This window comes from Melioribacter sulfuriphilus (genome assembly GCF_052656625.1).
The window spans coordinates 132,268-148,509 of record NZ_JBQXXK010000004.1 but is presented as its reverse complement, the minus strand read 5'-3'; the positions used below and the strand labels follow the sequence as shown (position 1 = coordinate 148,509).

Genomic DNA, 16,242 nt, shown 5'->3' with positions numbered 1-16,242 from the left:
TGAATGAATTTCATTAAAAACAGAAATTTTAAAACCGACTTCAAGATTAAGCTTTTAATAGCTTTTGTGATGGTATTGCTTATTGTCTTTATGTTTCCAACAGGGGAAACTATAGAATCGGAAGTTAATGTCGGCTCAATCTGGATTCAGGATGACCTTATCGCATCAAAGACTTTTGAAATTCTTAAAGATCCTGAAACTTACAGAAAAGAAAGGCAGGCTGCCGCATCTAAAGTATTACCAGTTTTCATCAGGGACGATTATGTTATCGAGGCGAGTCTTGACTCTTTAAAAAGGTATAATAAATTTCTTCAGCAAAAATTATCGAGGGAAGAATTTTTCGAACATATTCCTCTTAGCAATTCATCTGCTGAAATCTTTTATCGTTTGAAAAGAAATCCAGCATCATTCAGCAACTTGCAAACCCGATCTTTCAGAAGCCTGCTTAAATTAACAGAAGAGCTAATAATAAGAATTTATAATCGTGGATTAATTGACCAGCAATACAATGATATTAGCAGGGATAGCATAACTGTGCGACAGGGCAGATATGAACGGATATATCCAAAAACATTTTATTTCGACATCTCTTCTGTGAGTGAATTTATCGAAAGTTTTTTAAGGGCAAATGTGGGAAATGACGACAAACTAATTTCGGCTCTCACGGAGTATATACTCTATTTCTTAAAACCGAACATTAATTATAGCTACGACGAGACCCAGTTAGCAATACAGATTGCCATGGATCGCGTGCCAAGAGCTATTGGTATAGTAAATGAAAACGAAAGAATAGTTGCCAAGCACGATCGGATTACTCCTGAAATAAAACAAAAAATCGACTCTTACCGAATTGCTAAAGGTGAAGAGATAACTTTTCCAGGAAAGATTACACAAGGCATCGGAAAATTTTTACACATTGGAATTATATTGCTTCCGTTCATTTTGTATATCTATCTCTTCAGAAAAAAAATTTATAATGATAACGTCAGAATACTTCTAATCTCGATTATATTTCTTTTCATAAGCTTTTTTGCGTATCTGATTTATCAGCTTGATTTACCCGTAGAGGCTGAATTGCTTGTGCCGGTGGCAGTTGCATCGATGTTGTTAACGATAATTTTCGATTCTCGTGTGGGATTTTATGGGACAGTTGTGACTTCATTGATTGTGGCTGGCTTGAGAGGTAACGATTATATTTTTGCTGTGATAAATATAGTAGCAGGAGCCATCGCAGCTTATACAGTCAGGGATATCAAAAATCGAAACCAAATTTTTCGATCGTTCATTTTTATTCTATTCGGCTACTTTCTCAGCATAGTTGCATTCGGTCTCGAAAGGATCGATACTCTAAGTACAATAGGCTCCAGTTTGATTTATGCCGCTTCTAATGCATTGATAAGTCCAGTGTTAACATACGGACTAATAATTTTCATCGAAAAAATATTTTCAATTACAACTGACCTCACACTGCTGGAACTTACAGATTTTAATCATCCATTACTCAAGGAACTTGCCAGAAAAACTCCTGGTACCTTCAATCATTCGATGATAATTGGAACTATGGTTGAATCCGCAGCGGTGGAAATTTCTGCCAATCCAATACTTGCACGAGTGGGCGCTTATTATCACGATATCGGTAAACTAATAGAACCGACGGCATTTGTTGAAAATCAATCTGGTTCTGAAAATATTCACGATAAGTTGAAACCAGAAGAAAGTGTAAAAATTATTGTTGAGCACGTTACAAAAGGAATTGAGCTGGCAAAAGAATATAAGTTGCCTCAGGAAATAATCGATTTCATACCAATGCATCACGGAACAATTGTACTTAAATACTTTTTTGAAAAAGCTAAAGATTTATACGGCGAAGCAAATGTAAACATCGATGAATTTCGATATAAAGGTCCAAAACCAAACACGAAAGAAACTGCATTAGTTATGATTGCTGATGCGTGCGAATCGACAATTCGCGCCATTACTGAACCTACTCCGATTAAAATAGAAAATGTTATCGATAATATTATAGAAGATCGCATTAACGATGGTCAGTTAGATAATTCTTCTTTAACTTTCAGCGACATAAAAAAAATAAAAGAGTCATTTAAAAACATTCTTTTGGGTCAACATCATAAAAGAATCCGATACCCGAATCAGGACGAAATGGAAAACAACAAGAAAGAAGGTTAGAAGATGGAGTCTTTTCTTAAAGAATATCTGACTCTTCTTCTGTACGAAAAAAACCTTTCAGAAAATACCGTCAGTAGTTATCAATCCGATTTGAAAAAATTTTTCGATTTTTTATACAGAGAAAATGTTTCCGACCTCAACGATGTTACTTCTGAAGTTATTTCAAAATATCTTGAAGAAATGAGACAACTCGGGATCGATTCTTCTACTTCGGCAAGATATATGTCCGCATTAAGAGGTTTCTGGAGTTTTCTTGAAAATATGAATTATGTTTCGTCAAACCCTACAGAAAAACTTACAGGGATTCATATATCAAGAAAACTTCCTTCAGTTCTTTCCGTCGAAGAAATTGATCTAATATTACAAAGTGTTGATGTTTCAACGCCTGCAGGTTTACGTGACCGAGCCATTCTCGAATTGTTCTATTCTTCAGGTTTACGAGTATCGGAATTGATAAATTTGAGGATGACCGACCTCCTTTTTGATGATGAAGTGATTAGAGTTCTTGGCAAGGGTTCAAAAGAAAGATTTGTACCTGTAGGCAAAAGCGCAGTTTACTGGATTAACGAATATCTTAAAATGGGCAGACCTTTTTTAAAGAATCAAATTAGATCAGAAAATTTTGTTTTCCTGAGCAGACGCGGAACAAAATTATCGAGAATGTGGATATGGAAAATTTTTGAACGATATTCAAAACAAGCAGGAATAAATAAGGAAATTCATCCTCATACGTTCAGACATACATTTGCCACGCATCTAATTGAAGGAGGTGCCGATTTAAGAGCTGTGCAGGAGATGCTCGGTCATGCCGATATTTCCACAACCCAGATTTATACGCATGTCGATAGGGAATTTGTAAAACAAATGCACAGGGACCACCATCCACGCGGATAATTTATGTATGGAAAGCTAATCAAAATATCACTCTTGATATTTTCAATTATTGCTCTGGCAATAAGTTGCAGTACTGAAAATGAAATCAAAGTTAAAGATGGTTATTCCATTGCGCTGAAAGAATCCCCGGATTCTCTTAAGTTAATTCGATATGCTGAAAAACTCGGTGATTCTGTATTGGCAGATTATGTGGTGAAAAAAAAACTATCAGGCAGTTATCTTTTATTGGTAGGCAATTATCCAACAATATTCGAAGCCGGAGAAGCTGGATTTAACTTGTTCAGAAAGTTAAGGAACTATAACTACAGAATTTATTATAAAAATAGGTTCGTAAAAGATAGTTACCGTACAATATTATTTATCGGGTACTATCAGGGTAGGCAATCACTATACAAATACGATTTGGTAAAAAAGAAATCGACTCCTTACTGGAGTCGTTGGGGCAGAAAGGTTCTTTCTCTCAGTTATTCTGAAGACTGGAATTATGCGTTTATTCTTACCGCATTGAGCTGGGGTAGCAAAGGGGAGTTCCCTTACGTAAGAGATGCCAGGTTATATCACTATAAGAATCAGAGTGATGATCTAAATGAACTTTTTTATTTCGGCAGGGGAATGCAAATTTATTCATACTGGGAAAATAAAGACACATTCAAAGTTAATTTTACAAAACCAGATACTTTGAATGCTCAAATACTCATTCAGACTATCTATTCTTTTGACAAAACAGGTAATTCAGTGAAATTATCAGAAAGAAGATTTAACTTAACGAAGGACGGATTTCCAACGCCTTCGTCTTTAAGGACTGTTTCGATTTCCCCAAAAGTTAGATTCCACTTGAGATGCGTTTATGAGGATAGTACGAGTTTTATTTATCTGAAGAGCATCGATGAGAATAAAGAAATTCTCATTAAAGAATATAAAGGGAAATTGTTCCGAAATGTATGGACCCCAGATGATCGGTATCTCTTCCTGATATTTAAACCAGCTGAAAACAATAAAAAGTCGGAGTTGATTGTTATCGATAACTATGCGATGCGTATACAACAAACTTTTCATGGACCTTCTTTCATGAATTTATTAGTTCGTGGAAACTTATTATTTTTTGATGAAGAAAATAACGGTATATCTGGTGTCGGGATATACGATTATGTAAATGATGAAATATATGACCGCATTACTATTCCTGGTGGATGCGGGCTTAAGTTTATGTTATGAAAACATACTTTAGAATAGTAGGATATCTCAAACCGTACTGGAAACATCTTACGGCTTCGATAATATTTACGATTTTTTCGGCTCTACTGGACGGCGCTTCGATTTATTTGTCGATACCGTTGCTCGATACTCTTTTTCAACAAAAAGGCGTAAGCAATGCTTCATCGTCGTCTGCTTTAAAAAATAGCGGAGTTGATTCCGTTGGCGATATCTCACTTGTGCAGCAACTTAATCGACTTCTGAATGAAATTCAGATGTTTATTTTTACGGGCTCCATCTCGGAAGTATTGATTAAAATTTGTCTGCTTATAATTATAGCTTTCCTTGGAAAAAATTTATTCGGCTATCTCCAGGCTTATTTTCTGGCATTCGTCGAGCAAGGTGTAATTAAAGACTTACGCAATCAGGCTTATCGCCATCTGCATAAATTGCCAATGAGTTATTTCAAGAACGAAAAGACGGGAAACTTGATTTCAAGAATCATGAACGACGTCAACGCTGTCAATTCAAGTATCTCCGCCGTATTTCTGAACCTTATCAGAGAACCGTTAAAGATAATAGTTTTCCTGGGTATTGCTATTGCTATCAGCTGGAAACTAACTCTTTTTTCTCTTGTTGTTCTGCCTTTTTCACTGATTGTAATTAGTTATATCGGATTAATTATTAGAAAACAGAGCGGCTTGCTACAGCAGAAAATTGCAGATCTTACTAATCGTCTTCACGAAACCATTACTGGAATCAAAATTGTAAAAGCTTTTGGTATGGAAGAATATGAAAACAAAAAATTTGAAGACGAAACCGAAAGTTTTTTCAAGCTCTCTTTAAAAATTACACGTATAAGAAATATTTCGAGTCCCACTACAGAATTTCTAAGCGTTATTGTTGGCGTGGTAATTATTTATTTCGGTGCTCAACTGGTACTCGTCGATAAATCAATTACTGCAAGTCAATTTATTGGATTTCTATTTGCCATTTTTCAGCTAATGCCACCGGTCAAAGAACTGAGCAGTGTTAACAATAGAATTCAGGAGTCGAGTGCAGCTGCAGATAGGATTTTCGAGATAATTGATACCGAGCCGTCAATAAAAGACCCGGATAAACCTGTCCCGCTCAATGGATTCAATGATAAACTTGAATTTCGAAATGTATCCTTTCATTATGAAGACTCAAAATCGCTTGTGCTCGATGATATTAGTTTTACAGCTGATAAAGGAAAAATTATAGCAATTGTCGGAAGCAGTGGAGCTGGCAAAACTACACTTGTCGATTTGATTCCCAGATTTTTCGACCCTGTCGAAGGAGCAATATTACTCGACGGTGTTGATATCCGTTCTTTCAGAATTGAAGACCTGAGAAAACTGATGGGGATAGTTACACAGGAAACGGTACTCTTCAACGATACGGTGAGAAACAATATTGCGTATGGATTAACAGACTGCAGCGATCAAAAAATAATTGAAGCCGCTAAAGCAGCCAATGCACATAATTTTATAATGGAATTGCCTCATCAATACGATACGATTATAGGGGAAAAAGGGACAAAACTTTCTGGCGGTCAACGTCAGAGGATATCAATTGCCAGGGCAATCCTCAAAAATCCTCCTATCATGATTCTCGACGAAGCCACTTCATCTCTCGACAATGAATCGGAAGTTCTTGTACAGGAGGCTATTGAAAGATTACTTCAAAGCCGTACCGTATTTGTTATTGCGCATCGTCTCAGCACAATTCGAAATGCCGATAGAATTCTCGTACTCGAACATGGTAAAATTGTTCAGGACGGCAAACATGAAGATTTGATCAAGAACGAAAATGGTATTTATAAAAAATTATATGAACTTCAGTTCAGAGATATTGCCTGATTATGATTAATTTATCAGCCATTATAATTGCCTACAACGAAGAATATAATATTGGCAGATGTTTGAATAGTTTGACCGGTGTTATTGACGACATAGTTGTTCTAATCGATTCAAAAACAACGGACAGAACAGAGGAAATTGTGAAGTCTTTCCCCAATATTAATTATGAAATTGTCGAATGGCTGGGTTACGGACCAACTAAAAATTACGCGCTGTCCAGAGCAAAATTTGATTGGGTTCTCTGGATCGATGCCGATGAAGAGTTGACTCCTGAACTAAAAGAAGAATTAAAAAATTTCAAGACAAGTAATCCTCAATACGATGCGTATTACATTAAAAGAAGAGCTTTCTTTTTAGGAAAGTGGATTAAACATTGCGGCTGGTATCCCGGCTATGTTGTACGCCTTTTTGATAAAAACAAGACGCGTTTCGATACAAAAAATGTTCATGAAGGTTTGCAAATCGAAGGACAAAAAGGTTATCTTAAAAACGATTTGAATCACTACACCGACCCGAATGTCAGGCATTATTTCGATAAATTTAATAATTATACTTCGCTGGCAGCTGAAGAGTTATACAAAAAAGGCAAAAGAGCTGGAATTACGGATCTTTTACTGCGTCCACCATTTCTATTTTTCAAAATGTATATATTTCGTCTTGGATTTCTGGATGGTCTTAATGGTTTGATTCTATCTGTTTTTTCGTCGCTCTATGTATTTACAAAATATGTAAAATTATGGGAAATGAATCGAAAATGAGATTAGGTCTTATCCCGAACATATCAAAAGAGGACATTATTAAAACTATTGATTCGTTAGTTGCTCAAATCCGTGATGCAGGCGTAGAATATGCATTGTCGAATATAATGCTGGGCATGAACGATGAGTTCACAGATTCTATAAAGAATTCGAATTTTCTGCCTCTCGATGAATTAATTAAATTTTCTGATATGATTGTATCGATTGGAGGCGACGGCACAATTTTATCGACCGCTTATTCAATTAGGAATACTGAAACACCAATAATTGGTGTAAACCTTGGTAAGATGGGATTCCTTGCTGAGTTTGACGTCAATTCATTTAAAGAACTATTAAACGATTTGAAAAGAGGAAGTTACCTCGTCGAAAAAAGAATGACTTTGAGAGGCAAAATCCAAGGGTTAGATGAAGAATTATACGCAATTAACGACATTGTAATCGATAAAGGCTCATGGTCAAAATTGATTGAACTTACAATTAAAATTGATGACGATTATGTTTCTACCTTTTCTGCCGATGGTCTTATAGTTGCAACTCCAACCGGCAGTACTGGCTATTCTCTTGCTGCCGGTGGGCCGATTGTAAATCCAAAAGCCAAAGCAATTACATTGAGTCCTATTGCGCCTCATATACTTACAATGCGACCTCTCGTAATATCGGGCGAGCAGAAGATTACAATAGTAGCACGTTCTCTCTATGGAAAAGTAAACATTAACAGTGACGGTCAGCGTACTATTTCACGCAATACACCCGTAACTATTGAAATTACTAAAGGCAAAAATAGCTTTAATCTCGTCCATTCGAATAAATCTAACTATTTTGAGATTCTCAGGGATAAACTTTTCTGGGGACTCGATATCAGAAACATTAATATGGGATCAAAATGAAAGTTCTTCTATTTCTTTTGCTCCTTGCGAATGTTTTCTATTCACAGGAAAAATGTAACTTTACTTTCGACGAAAAATCCGGCAAGAAAATATTGATAGGAGAAATTAAAAGAGAAGAATTTAACGACACAGTTTATTCGGTATGGTTTAGCGATGAATATGAAAATTACTTGCCCGATAAACTTGTAATTGATACACTTAAAAATAAGCTAAGAGATTACGAAATAGAGATTATCTTTGGCACATGGTGCAGCGATAGCCGCAGGGAAGTACCGAGATTCTTAAAAATTCTCGATCTATGCAGCTTCCCTGAAGAAAATATCAGAATGATCGCAGTTGATAGAAATAAAACCGCAGGGAATTTCAACATCGGCGATAAAAAAATTTTACTAGTGCCCACTTTTATTGTATACAAAAGCGGCAAAGAAAAAGGAAGAATTATTGAAGTGCCTGATAAAACACTCGAAAGAGATTTGTTGAAAATTCTAAATTAGTTTGTTGTCAAAATTAACAAGTTAGTAATATTATAAATAAGGTCGAGACTCTGTGTTGGAATGCTGGAATTCATGATATGTTTGCAATATTAATTGTGAATTTAGTTATTTTATTTTTTGCGAACACTTAAAGTATTTGCTCTTTTAACGAATAAAAAATTGTTGAGCAACTAAAAAACATTCCTGCCCAAATAAACAAATTTCAGATTCTACTGTTTGTTGCCTGTAAATTTAATTGAAAAGATTGTACAGCAGTAAGTTTATTCCATCATAAGAATATTAAAATGGCAAATATTTATATGCCGACTCAAATTTAGGATAAAAAAACTCAAAATCCCGTCGAGAGTAAATTATAACGCTTCTTAAGTAGTCGTAGAATCAAAATATTTCCACTTAATTAACCCGATTTCTTATAAGAGTTTTTTAACAGAATAATGAGCTGATTTATGAATGATGGTCAAACTTAAACACGTAAATACAGTATAAAATTGCTCCAGAAATGCGGGTAACAGCTATGACTTCGGTAGAATGACTGAGATAAGCTTTATGTGAAAATCATTTGTTATTCCCAAAAATTGTGTAAGCCATTAATATATTATCGCTCTTTGAAAAAATGGATTGCTGAAATTCAACTAAAATTAACGTTATCAAAGTAGAGATTATCGATCTATTTATTCTAAATGATTAATTCAGGTGCAGTAATACAAATCAACTTTTATTATAGCTGGCAAAAAAGAATAAAAATATGTTTTGGAAATTCTAAAGGAAAAAATTATTTTAAACATTACCATATAGGTAATATTTAGAAATGAAAAGAAACAGCTTCATATCTCGTGAACAGGATTATGCGCTGAGGATGATTGCTTATTTAGCCGGGCTACCAAAAAACGAATACCTTTCTGTTAAAGAACTATCAAAAAGATTGTTTATCTCCCCAAAATTTGCAGCTCGGATTATTCATAAATTAAATAAAGCTAACATTACAGGTTCTATTCAAGGCAAATATGGTGGAATATTTCTTAAAGCCAATCCCAAAAAGCTTTCAATGTATGATGTATTAAATACTATAGGTTTCAAGGTAAAGTTTAATGATTGTTTGAATGAAAATTTTGTTTGTGAGTTAATGTTTGGTTGTAAGTTCCATTCGTTCTGGGTAAATGAAGAAAAACTATTGATAGAAAAATTAAAAAGCCAAAGAATATCAGACTATATTCTTAAAGAACAGAACATTTAGCTAACTATGTCTCATTAAAAATGAGGTAAAAATGGATGTATTAACATTATCAAGGTGGCAGTTTGCAATAACAACTGTCTATCATTATTTCTTTGTGCCAATTACCTTAGGGCTTTCAATTGCGGTAGCAATTATGCAAACAGCATATTACAGAACAGGAAATGAAGTATACAAGAAAATGACAAAGTTCTGGGGTAAACTGTTCTTAATCAATTTTGCAATTGGTGTTGTAACGGGCATTGTTCAGGAATTTCAATTTGGAATGAACTGGTCGCAATACTCAAGATTTATGGGGGATATTTTTGGAGCTCCGTTAGCTATTGAAGCCTTGCTTGCCTTTTTTATGGAGTCAACATTTATTGGTATCTGGATTTTTGGATGGGATCGAATTTCGAAGAAAGCTCATCTCGCATCAATCTGGCTTGTTGCAATTGGGTCAAATCTTTCTGCAATCTGGATACTCGCAGCAAATTCATTTATGCAACAGCCCGTTGGCTATGCAATAAGAAATGGTCGCGCAGAAATGACCGATTTCTTTGCAATCATTACTAATGGACATCTTTGGGTTCAATTTCCACACGTATTTTTTGGTGCTGTTGCAACTGCAGGATTTTTAATTCTCTCGATAAGTGCTTATCAATTGGTTAGAAAAGGTAAACACGAAGTATTTAAGAAGTCTTTTAAATTTGGTGCTGTCTATGCTTTAATTGGTACCTTGCTCGTAATTTTAGTTGGGCATACTCAAGCTCAGTATATGGTTAAAATACAACCTATGAAAATGGCAGCAGCTGAAGCTCTTTGGGAAAGTGAGAATCCAGCAGCTATGTCTTTATTTACTTTTGGCGACGAGAAGAATCGGAGAGATGTTTTTGCAATTAAAATTCCTGGTGCTCTAAGTTTTCTCGCATATAACAAATTTGAAGGAGAAGTTAAAGGAATTAAAAATCTGCAGAAAGAAGCAGAACAAAAATACGGTCCGGGCGATTATGTTCCACCAGTAGCGGTTTCCTACTGGACTTTTAGAATAATGGTTGGCGCGGGTTTTTTAATGTTGTTGATCGCAATATTATCGGTAATTAAAGCTTATAAAGATAGATTAGATTTTAGTTCTTTGGGTTATAAAATTACTTTCTGGTCTTTCCTTTTGCCTGTAATTGCGAATACAACAGGATGGCTATTTACTGAGATTGCCAGACAACCGTGGACAGTTTTTGGATTGTTCCAAACTGCTGACTCAGTCTCTAACACTGTCTCCGCTGGTGAAGTTTTGTTTTCTTTAATAGCGTATACAGTTTTATATGCTGTGTTAATGATAATTATGATTTCATTATTTAGAAAATATGCTTCAAGGGATATTAATGAAATAGAAAAAGAAGAAGCAGAAATTGATAATTCAGTTTTAAGTAAGGCATAGGAGGATAAAATGGATCTTAACACTATCTGGTTTATACTTATAGCCGTTTTATTTATTGGATTTTTCTTTTTAGAGGGATTCGACTACGGCGTTGGAATTCTCTTACCATTTCTTGGCAAAGATGACCGCCAAAGACGAGCAATTATCAATTCAATTGGAACTTTTTGGGATGGCAATGAAGTATGGATGATAACAGCTGGTGGAGCTATGTTTGCTGCATTTCCAAACTGGTACGCTACGTTATTTAGTGGTTTTTATCTTGCATTGGTTATTATGCTACTTGCTTTAATTGCACGTGGTGTTGCTTTTGAATATAGAAGTAAAAAAGATGACCCCGTTTGGCGTAATAGGTGGGATTGGGTAATCTTTATCGGAAGTTTCGTACCTGCATTACTTTGGGGAGTGGCTATCTCAAATATAATTCGTGGTGTTCCAATTGATCAGAATATGAATTTTACAGGGAACTTCTTTACATTATTGAATCCTTATTCTTTATTGGGTGGATTAACTTCACTAACTATATTCACATTGCACGGTTCAGTCTTCCTTTCATTAAAATTGACGGATGAACTTCTCGAAGGTGCTCGAAAAATTGCAAAAAAACTTTGGCTGCCTTCTGTTATTCTTCTTTTTAGCTATGTAATCTTTGGTTATTATGATACCGATATGTTCAGTAAACTTGGAGTAAATCCTGGAGTTATACCAATACTTGCTGGTCTGGCTATTCTATCTGTTCGTTATTTTCTTAACTTAAGAAGAGAAGGATGGGCATTTGTAATGACTGGAATAACAATAGTTTTCTCAACTATTACTGTATTTATGGGATTATTCCCTCGTGTAATGGTTTCAAGCACAAATCCAGATTGGAGTTTGACAATTTACAATGCTTCTTCGAGCCCATATACATTAAAAGTAATGACGATAGTTGCAGTAATTTTCGTACCGATTGTATTAGTATACCAGGCATGGAGTTATTGGATATTTAGAAAAAGAGTTTCAACTAAGCAAAAACTTGAATATTAAAAAAGTAACTTCGATTGTCATCCTTTTTTTCGAAGGATGACAATCTTTTATTTTTTAAAAGAGACGTTATGAAACAAAAAATTCTAAGATCTCTGTCATTTACTGAAAATAAACTAACTGTTTGAGTTATCATATTTTTGGAATTTTTGGTAAACAAAACTAACCAGATGATAAAATACCTCATACAGTAAAAAACAGAGTTTTTTGGTTGAAATTGTGTTGAAATAAATTATTTGGAAGTACTTTTTGTCGAAAGCGGAGACTTTGCAACCGAATACTTTATATATCTTATTCTAAATGAAAATGATGTTTCATTGAGCTCTATAAGAGACGATTTTATAGAAATGCCTGAGATAAATCAGAAAAGTGTTTATGAACTTGAAAAAATTTGACAAACTTTGAATTTCTTTGAAAAGTAAAATTCACTGCTTAAAGCTAAAGGAAAACGACTTGTCGTTTTTTAAGAAGAGAAGTTATGCAATGAAATTTTTGATTGTAACGTTTATTGTGCTGGAGCTACAATAGCTGAGAATTTCTTCAGAACACTCTTTGTTGAGTATGATTGCACAATTACAAGGTTAAAGGAAAACTACGATACTACAGTGAAATGTTTAATAGGTGATTTATTAGCAGCAATTAATGGAGGCTATATTAACTTTACTCATAATTCTGTCAAGCAAGAAATCAAAAATATTTCTCTCTAATCTTTGGATTGTATAATAAATGTGTAATTTTGTACAATATTAACTTTTCAATAAATATTTGATGCATTTTAATAAAACTCTTTATTCCTTCATTAAAGGAATCCGAATTAATTTTCTTGCAATAATTATTTTAGGATTATTCGTATCAATATCAACCATTGGTCAAGCCTTTCTTTTAAGCAGAACAATCAATAATGTTTTCCTTATACATAAAACTCTCTATGATGTAAGAATATTTCTAATCATTTTTTTAATTGTTTCGCTTCTTAAATCAATTTTCCTCTGGCTGCAAAATTTATTTTCGTCAAAAGTTATAGCTTTTATAAAAAAATTATTTCGGGAAAAAATAATATCAGCCATCGAAGAAATTGGACCACTTGAATTAAAATCCGAGAGAACCGGTGAAATAACTAACACACTAATCCAGGGAGTTGATAAATTAGAAGAGTACTTTTCTAAATTTTTACCACAAATATTTCTATCGGTTTTTATTCCGCTCTTAATCTTAATTCTTGTATTTCCTCTTGATATTTTGACAGGAGTAATTTTTTTACTAACCGCCCCAATAATTCCTTTGTTTATGTATTTAATCGGTTCTATCGCAGAAAAGATGAATAAAAAACAATGGCAAACATTAAGCCGTATGAGTGCATATTTTTTTGATGTACTGCAAGGATTGCCAACATTAAAACTTTTCAACAAAACAAACGACATCCTGAAACGAATTGAAGAGATATCCAATATATTCAGAATCAAAACGCTGAAAGTTTTACGCATTGCATTTTTATCTGCGCTTGTACTTGAAATGACTGCAACCATTAGTGTGGCAGTAATTGCCGTTGCAATAGGTTTGCGACTGTTAAACGGCAACTTCAATTTTGCAGATGCTCTTTTCATTTTGATTATTGCACCTGAGTTTTATATGCCGCTTAGACAACTTGGTGTTAGCTATCACGCTGGAATGGAAGGTGTTTCAGCCTTTGAGAGGATATATGAAATTATAAAATCACAAGAAAGACAGCAGAAATCATATCCGCTTCGGAATCAGTTTTATTATGATAGTAAATTGCCAATCGTATTTCAAAGCGTATCATTTAATTACTCCGACAGAAGCGTAAACGCCATTGATAATATTTCGTTTGCAATAGAACCAACTAAAGTAACAGCATTAGTCGGATATTCCGGAGCTGGTAAATCAACAATAATTAATCTTCTTTTAAAATTTATTTCACCAACAAAAGGAAGCATTAAAATTGGAAACTTCGATCTTTCTGAAATTGATCCAAAAGAATGGAGGAAAAATTTAACCTTTCTGCCACAAAGTCCTCATCTGTTTAATAAATCAATTTATGAAAACATAAGTCTATCGAAGCAAAATGCGACTTACGAAGAGGTAATTGCTTCGGCTAAGAAAGCAAGGATCGATGAATTAATTTCTTCATTACCAGACGGTTATAATTCAAGAATTGGAGAAGATGCTTCAAAATTAAGTGGTGGAGAAGCTCAACGAATCGCACTTGCAAGAGCATATCTAAGAAATTCACCACTTGTTTTAATCGATGAACCGACCGCGAATCTTGATCCAATTGTTGAAGAGGAAATTATGAATGATATGTACAAATTGTTTGAAGGTAGAACTGTAATAATTATTGCTCACAGGTTGAATACAATTTTAAAGGCAGACAAAATTGTTTTGTTGGAAAATGGGAAAATTGTAGGAATCGGTACACATAATGAGTTATTAGATAATCATTCTTACTATAAAAATCTTTTTAATTCTCATAATACTAAGATATGATCAAAACATTACTGAAAATATTATCCTTATCTAATCAATATAAATACTGGATGATTCTCGCAGCGTTGATGGGATTTTTTACGGTCGGAAGTGGAATTGGGTTAATGATGACTTCTTCATTTATAATTGCAAGTGCCGCAATTCAAACGCCAATCTATCAATTACAAGTCGCAATAGTTGGAGTAAGATTTTTTGGTATTTCACGCGGAGTTTTTCGTTACCTCGAAAGATACATCTCACACGAAGTTACCTTCAAACTTCTTGCAAAATTACGAGTATGGTTTTTCAAATCATTAGAGCCGATTGTTCCATCAAAGAAATTCGATTTTACAACAGGTAACTTGCTTTCACGTTCAATTGAAGATATTGAAAATCTTGAACACATTTTTGTCAGGGTAATTTCACCCCCATTTATTTTTGTTGCTACTGCAATCTTAATGTTCACCTTACTCAGCATTTTTCAAATAAGATATTCGATTATTTTTTTATCGATGTTTATTGGCAGTGCAATTGGAATACCTTTATTAACCTATTTATTGAGTAAAAACTTAGGAGAAAAAATTGTTTCACTAAAATCTCAGCTAAAGGATATTTCGGTTGATAGCTTGCAGGGCTTACCAGAACTTCTTGTTTACGATAAGCAGGAAAGCTGGAAGAAAGAATTCAACGAAATTCAGAATAAATTATTGAGCACAGAATATAAAATGAATTTGATACAAGGCCTCCACGAAAGTTTAACAGGATTGTCAATGAACTTAACGGTTCTCGCCTTACTTTATGCATCAATTCCTGATGTAACAGCAGGAAATTTAAATGGCGTATATTTATCTGTAATCACAATTGGCATTATGGCTTCTTTTGAAATTGTATTTCAAATTCCACTTGCCTTCCAGTTTTTAAATAAAAGCGTTGAATCGGCAAAAAGGTTGTTTGAGATTACAGAGCAAAAAATAACTGAAGGGCAAATTGCTTTCAATTATGTTGATGATTTTAAGAATTATGATTTAACAGTTGATAACATCTCATTTTCTTATGATGGAAAAAAAGATGTTATCAAAAATGTTACTTTTGAATTAAAGCAAAATCAAATGATTGCAATTGTAGGTTCAAGTGGAGCCGGTAAATCAACAATTGTAAATTTATTAACAAAACTCTGGGAATACGATAGCGGTGAGATTTACCTTGGTAATGTATCTTATCAGAATATTTCTGCAGAAAAAGTCAGAGAGATAATTGCTGTCGTTCCACAAAAAGTACATCTCTTTACTGGTACAATTAAAGAAAATCTTTTGATATCAAAAGATAATGCAACAGATGAAGAGTTATACAGCGTCTTAAAGCAGGCTCAACTTTTAGATTTCGTTGAAAGTCTCCCTGATACGCTCAACACAAATATTGGTGAACTTGGCAAAAAGTTAAGTGGTGGAGAAAGCAAAAGACTGATTTTAGCAAGGGCACTGCTACGTAATTCTAAAATATTAGTTCTTGATGAGATCACTTCGCAAGTTGATAATATTACTGAAAGAAAAATTCTTGAAACAATGAAACAACTTCGGAGCAGATATGGAATTATTTTAATTACTCATCGACTTGTTCAAATGGAAATGTTTGATCAAATCCTGGTATTCTCAGAAGGAAAAATTGTGGAGAAGGGTTCTCACAAGGAATTATTAGACAAAAAAGGTCTTTATGAAAAACTGTATTTAATGCAAAATCAAATGTTGGTTAAAGAGAAACTTTACAGCATCTAAAATCTATTCTTTGCATCTCAT

12 protein-coding genes are annotated in these 16,242 nt (G+C 34.1%); all 12 read left to right on the top strand.

The features are described 5' to 3' along the window. The first annotated feature begins 3 nt into the window (after positions 1-3). The 12 genes from ACUN8G_RS06255 (at position 4) to cydC (ending at position 16,221) form a co-directional block, all read left to right on the top strand. Complete coding sequence (locus ACUN8G_RS06255) at positions 4-2,187, top strand: HD family phosphohydrolase (RefSeq protein ID WP_437346458.1); 2,184 nt, start codon at positions 4-6, stop codon at positions 2,185-2,187. Positions 2,188-2,190: 3 nt separating this feature from the next. Next, positions 2,191-3,081, top strand: coding sequence for a site-specific tyrosine recombinase XerD (gene xerD / locus ACUN8G_RS06250; RefSeq protein WP_437346459.1), 891 nt, complete (start codon positions 2,191-2,193; stop codon positions 3,079-3,081). A gap of 3 nt (positions 3,082-3,084) precedes the next feature. After that, positions 3,085-4,296: a hypothetical protein gene (locus tag ACUN8G_RS06245; RefSeq protein WP_437346460.1), complete on the top strand. Its 1,212-nt coding sequence runs from the start codon at positions 3,085-3,087 to the stop codon at positions 4,294-4,296. Beyond that, positions 4,293-6,158, top strand: a complete 1,866-nt coding sequence (locus ACUN8G_RS06240) for an ABC transporter ATP-binding protein (RefSeq protein WP_437346461.1) — start codon at positions 4,293-4,295, stop codon at positions 6,156-6,158. The genes ACUN8G_RS06245 and ACUN8G_RS06240 overlap by 4 nt, the downstream gene beginning before the upstream one ends. A 2-nt stretch (positions 6,159-6,160) precedes the next feature. Continuing rightward, entirely contained in the window at positions 6,161-6,916 is a 756-nt protein-coding gene (locus ACUN8G_RS06235; protein WP_437346462.1) for a glycosyltransferase family 2 protein, read from the top strand. Then, a complete protein-coding gene (locus ACUN8G_RS06230) occupies positions 6,913-7,803 on the top strand; it encodes an NAD(+)/NADH kinase (protein ID WP_437346463.1) in 891 nt (296 codons plus the stop codon). The genes ACUN8G_RS06235 and ACUN8G_RS06230 overlap by 4 nt, the downstream gene beginning before the upstream one ends. Next, positions 7,800-8,297 (top strand): thioredoxin domain-containing protein, encoded by a 498-nt coding sequence (locus ACUN8G_RS06225; protein WP_437346464.1) that lies wholly within the window; start codon positions 7,800-7,802, stop codon positions 8,295-8,297. The genes ACUN8G_RS06230 and ACUN8G_RS06225 overlap by 4 nt, the downstream gene beginning before the upstream one ends. Positions 8,298-9,105: 808 nt before the next feature. Further along, a complete protein-coding gene (locus tag ACUN8G_RS06220; RefSeq protein WP_437346465.1) occupies positions 9,106-9,531 on the top strand; it encodes an RrF2 family transcriptional regulator in 426 nt (141 codons plus the stop codon). A 31-nt stretch (positions 9,532-9,562) separates the two neighbouring features. Next, a complete protein-coding gene (locus ACUN8G_RS06215; RefSeq protein WP_437346466.1) occupies positions 9,563-10,945 on the top strand; it encodes a cytochrome ubiquinol oxidase subunit I in 1,383 nt (460 codons plus the stop codon). A 9-nt stretch (positions 10,946-10,954) separates the two neighbouring features. Beyond that, the gene (gene cydB, locus ACUN8G_RS06210) at positions 10,955-11,968 is read left to right on the top strand and encodes a cytochrome d ubiquinol oxidase subunit II (RefSeq protein WP_437346467.1); all 1,014 of its coding nucleotides are present in this window, start codon (positions 10,955-10,957) and stop codon (positions 11,966-11,968) included. 765 nt (positions 11,969-12,733) lie between these two features. After that, entirely contained in the window at positions 12,734-14,470 is a 1,737-nt protein-coding gene (gene cydD, locus ACUN8G_RS06205) for a thiol reductant ABC exporter subunit CydD (protein WP_437346469.1), read from the top strand. Further along, complete coding sequence (gene cydC / locus ACUN8G_RS06200) at positions 14,467-16,221, top strand: thiol reductant ABC exporter subunit CydC (RefSeq protein WP_437346470.1); 1,755 nt, start codon at positions 14,467-14,469, stop codon at positions 16,219-16,221. Before cydD ends, cydC begins: the two co-directional genes overlap by 4 nt. The last annotated feature ends 21 nt before the right edge of the window (positions 16,222-16,242 follow it).

Excerpts from the sequence above, each read along its gene's own strand:
- ACUN8G_RS06255 (WP_437346458.1), top strand. The coding sequence starts at position 4 with ATGAATTTCATTAAAAACAGAAATTTTAAAACCGACTTCAAGATTAAG.
- xerD (WP_437346459.1), top strand. The coding sequence starts at position 2,191 with ATGGAGTCTTTTCTTAAAGAATATCTGACTCTTCTTCTGTACGAAAAA.
- ACUN8G_RS06245 (WP_437346460.1), top strand. The coding sequence starts at position 3,085 with ATGTATGGAAAGCTAATCAAAATATCACTCTTGATATTTTCAATTATT.
- ACUN8G_RS06240 (WP_437346461.1), top strand. The coding sequence starts at position 4,293 with ATGAAAACATACTTTAGAATAGTAGGATATCTCAAACCGTACTGGAAA.
- ACUN8G_RS06235 (WP_437346462.1), top strand. The coding sequence starts at position 6,161 with ATGATTAATTTATCAGCCATTATAATTGCCTACAACGAAGAATATAAT.
- ACUN8G_RS06230 (WP_437346463.1), top strand. The coding sequence starts at position 6,913 with ATGAGATTAGGTCTTATCCCGAACATATCAAAAGAGGACATTATTAAA.
- ACUN8G_RS06225 (WP_437346464.1), top strand. The coding sequence starts at position 7,800 with ATGAAAGTTCTTCTATTTCTTTTGCTCCTTGCGAATGTTTTCTATTCA.
- ACUN8G_RS06220 (WP_437346465.1), top strand. The coding sequence starts at position 9,106 with ATGAAAAGAAACAGCTTCATATCTCGTGAACAGGATTATGCGCTGAGG.
- ACUN8G_RS06215 (WP_437346466.1), top strand. The coding sequence starts at position 9,563 with ATGGATGTATTAACATTATCAAGGTGGCAGTTTGCAATAACAACTGTC.
- cydB (WP_437346467.1), top strand. The coding sequence starts at position 10,955 with ATGGATCTTAACACTATCTGGTTTATACTTATAGCCGTTTTATTTATT.
- cydD (WP_437346469.1), top strand. The coding sequence starts at position 12,734 with ATGCATTTTAATAAAACTCTTTATTCCTTCATTAAAGGAATCCGAATT.
- cydC (WP_437346470.1), top strand. The coding sequence starts at position 14,467 with ATGATCAAAACATTACTGAAAATATTATCCTTATCTAATCAATATAAA.